The sequence below is a fragment of the Actinomyces sp. HMSC08A09 genome, assembly GCF_001807465.1.
GTDB lineage: Bacteria > Actinomycetota > Actinomycetes > Actinomycetales > Actinomycetaceae > Actinomyces > Actinomyces oris.
Genome location: NZ_KV789156.1, coordinates 1 through 3,640 on the forward strand (window position 1 = coordinate 1; position 3,640 = coordinate 3,640).

Here is a 3,640-nt window from a genome sequence, read left to right on the forward strand (position 1 = left end):
GGCTGCGCCGAGGTGGCCGCCTCCTGGCCGCCGCCAGCACCCTGACCCTGGTGGCCGCCGCCACCGCCGCCTGCTCCGCCGGCGGGACGGGCTCGGCGTCGGCCACCGGCTGCGCCGCCTACCAGGCCTATCAGGGCCACAAGGGCGCCACCGTCACCATCTCCAGCAGCCTGACCGGCACCGAGGCCGAGCGCTTCGAGGCCTCCGTGGCCGAGTTCGAGAGCTGCACGGGCATCAACGTCGAGCACACCGGCACCACCGAGCTGCGCTCCCAGCTGCTCAACGGCTCGGGAGCCAACCTGTCCACCAGCTCGGGGGCCTCGCCGTCGAGCCAGGACAACCCGGAGAACCTGCCGGACCTGGCCATCGTGCCCCAGCCCGCCATGGTGGCTGAGCTCGTCGACACCGGCGTCGTCCACCCGCTGCCCAACCAGGTCAACAGCAACGTGGAGGCCGGCTGGGACCGGCACTGGATCCAGGTCGGCATCCACGCCTCCGTGCCCTACGGCGCCCCGCTCATGGTCTCGCTGAAGTCCCTCGTGTGGTACTCGCCGGACGCCTTCGCCAAGGCCGGCTACGAGGTGCCCGACACCTGGGCCGAGTTGGAGGCCCTCACCAGCAAGATCCGCTCCGACCACCCCGACGGCTCCGTGACGCCCTGGTGCGTGGGCGCCGCCGACGGGGAGTCCACCGGCTGGGTCCTCACCGACTGGCTCGAGGACGCCCTGTTGGCCACCCAGGGGCCCGGCGTCTACGAGACCTGGGCCTCACACCGGGTTCCCGTCGACTCCTCGAACGCCGTCGAGGCCCTCGGCGCCGTCAACTCCCTGGTCCTGGACAACGGGCGCGTCGTCGGTGGGCGCGGCTCGGTCATCTCCCGCACCCCCGCGCAGGCCGGGGCCGACCTGGCCAAGGGCAGCTGCCTCATGCTGCACGCCTCCTCCTCCTTCGAGAGCCGCTTCCCCGAGGGCACTGTCATCACCGACGCCGACGGCGCCAACCCGGTGACGGTCCAGGCCCCCCGCCCGACCGCGAGCCCCACCGCCGGCAGCGACGGGACGGCCGGGGCAACTGGGGCGACGGCGTCGGCCAAGAGCACGGCCACCGCAGCGGGCACGACGAGTACAGCGGGTTCGTCTGGAACGAAGGTCTCGGCCTTCGTCACCCCGGCGGCGGACCGCGGCTCGGAATCGGTACTGGTGGGGACCGACTACCTCGTGGCCTTCACCCGCTCGGACGCGGTCAGCGCGGTCATGGAGTACCTGACCTCCCAGGAGTGGGCCCGCACGCGGATGGCGATGGGCGGGGTGGCGACCGCCAACCAGGGTGTTGACCCGGACCTGGCGCCCAGCGACGTCGGCCGGCGCGCCACCAGGCTGCTCCAGTCGCGCCAGACGACCGTGGAGATGGATGCCTCGGACTCGATGCCGGTGGGTGTGGGCAGCAGCGCCCTGTGGGTCGGGCTGAGCCGGTGGTCGACCGGGACGGTGACCCCCAAGGAGGCGCTCAAGCAGGCCGAGGCGGCCTGGCCCAAGCAGAAATAGCGCCCCGGGCGGGGTGCCGGGCCGTGCAGCCGGTCTCGGGCGGGGCGCCGTCGGGTGGGAGTGAGCCGCTCACGAGCGCTACGGAGCATTGATCCGCGTCAGGCGGGTCGATAGCCTTGGATCCCCAGCGATTCAAGGAGGACTCATGGGACTGGGATGGTTCGGCGCCCCCGAGCACAAGCGTTGGCTGGCCTACGAGACGCACGCGCTGCTGCACTATGCGCGCGCCGCGCAGGTGCCCACTGGATTCGGGTGGATCGGTCGGGACGGCGAGGTGGACCCCGCCCATCCCGTTGAGCTGTGGGTCACCGGTCGCATGACCTTCGCCTTCTCCCTGGGAGCACTTATGGGGATTCCCGGCTGCCGCCGCTACGCCGACCACGGCGTGCGCGCCCTCAACGGTCCTCTGCGCGACTCGGTCAACGGCGGCTGGTACTCGGCGATCGGCTCTGAGCCCGACGCCGAGGGACAGGGCGTCCCGGTGGATGGCGACGCCCGTAAGGAGTGCTACCAGCACGCCTTCGTGCTCCTGGCCGCCGCCACCGCGACGGCCGCCGACCGGCCCGGTGGCCACGAGCTGCTGCGCGACGCCATCGAGATTCAGGACCGCTACTGGTGGGACGAGGGCCAGCAGATGCCGGTGGAGTCCTACGCCGCCGACTTCACCGACCCCGAGGACTACCGGGGCATCAACGCCGCCATGCACACGGTGGAGGCCTACCTGGCCACCGCCGACGTCACCGGTGAGGTGCGCTGGCTGGAGCGGGCCCTGAAGATCACCGACTTCGCCGTCAACGTCCAGGCCCGCGAGCACGGCTGGCGCCTGCCCGAGCACTACTCCACCTCCTGGGAACCGCGCCTGGACTACAACCGCGACGAGCCCGCCCATCCCTTCCGGCCCTACGGCGTCACGCCGGGCCACGGGCTGGAGTGGGCGCGCCTGACCGTGCAGCTGCGCGGGGCGCTCATTAACCGCTCCATGAGCGCGCCGGAGTGGATGCTGGAGGCCGCCGAGAACATCTTCGATCAGGCCCGCACCGACGGCTGGCGCGTGGACGGCGCCCCGGGATTCGTCTACACCACGGACTTCGACGGCAAGCCCGTGGTGCATGAGCGCATGCATTGGGTGGTCTGCGAGGGCATCTCGGCGTCGGCCGCCATTCGCCAGGCCCTGCTCGACGACGGGCGTGGGGAGATCGACGTCGAGCACTACGAGCACTGCTATCGGGCCTGGATCGACTACGCCGAGGAGTTCCTCATCGAGGCGCCCGGGGTGTGGACCCATGAGCTCGACCGCGACAACCGGCCCTCAACCCGCACTTGGGCCGGGCACCCGGACATCTACCACGCCCTGCAGGCCACCCTCATGGCGCGCCTGCCTGTGTGGCCGGCGATCGGGCAGGCCCTGGCCGAGGGGCGGCTCGACGAGCCGAACTCGCTGCTGCCGGCGCGCGCCAGCAAACCGCACCGGCGCGGGTTCTTCGGGCGGGCCTAGGGGCCGGTGCTGAGGTGGGGCTGGGCCGCGGGTCAGCGGTGCGGTCGGGCCGCGCGTTCGTAGGGTAGGTCGCGCGGTCGTACCCTTACCCCTCGAACGCGAGACCTAAGGTACGACCGCGACGTCGGCGACCGGTGGGCTCGCAGTGACCGCGGGCCCGCCGGGATGGTAGGGTCTATGCCTGTCGCGCCCGGTGGGTGCGGCCTGGAGAGGTGACAGAGCGGCCGAATGTGGCGGTCTTGAAAACCGCTGTGCGCCTGGCGCACCGGGGGTTCGAATCCCTCCCTCTCCGCTCAAGTACCGCAGTACCAACTAAAACTCACCGAGGTGTTATGAGTTGGGTGAGTGTGGCGGCGTTTTCGTTGCCGGTGAGCTCGGCGGCCATCGAGTGCAACCTGATGATTCTCCAGCTCGAGAGCCAGTCCCGCATCGGTCTGACGCAGCGGTCAGCCATCTCAGCAATGGCATCTACGTCAATAGTGGGAGAGCTGGGGAGAGGCCTCGACCTTAATGTGGTGACGACACTGTGATGACCAAGAGAGGCACCTTCCGCGATACCGAACTGACGAACGGGGGGTGCCCCTATGTGGTGTGTCAAGCG

2 protein-coding genes and 1 tRNA gene are annotated in these 3,640 nt (G+C 70.6%); all 3 read left to right on the plus strand.

Features of this window, described 5'->3' with window-relative positions; all coding sequences use genetic code 11:
• Nucleotides 1-2 precede the first annotated feature (2 nt).
• Complete coding sequence (locus HMPREF3165_RS11775; protein ID WP_370991912.1) at nt 3-1,544, plus strand: ABC transporter substrate-binding protein; 1,542 nt, start codon at nt 3-5, stop codon at nt 1,542-1,544.
• Nucleotides 1,545-1,689: 145 nt separating this feature from the next.
• Nucleotides 1,690-3,039, plus strand: coding sequence for an AGE family epimerase/isomerase (locus HMPREF3165_RS11780; protein WP_070513780.1), 1,350 nt, complete (start codon nt 1,690-1,692; stop codon nt 3,037-3,039).
• A gap of 206 nt (nt 3,040-3,245) precedes the next feature.
• Nucleotides 3,246-3,331: transfer RNA gene (locus tag HMPREF3165_RS11785), tRNA-Ser, on the plus strand.
• Nucleotides 3,332-3,640: the final 309 nt, after the last annotated feature.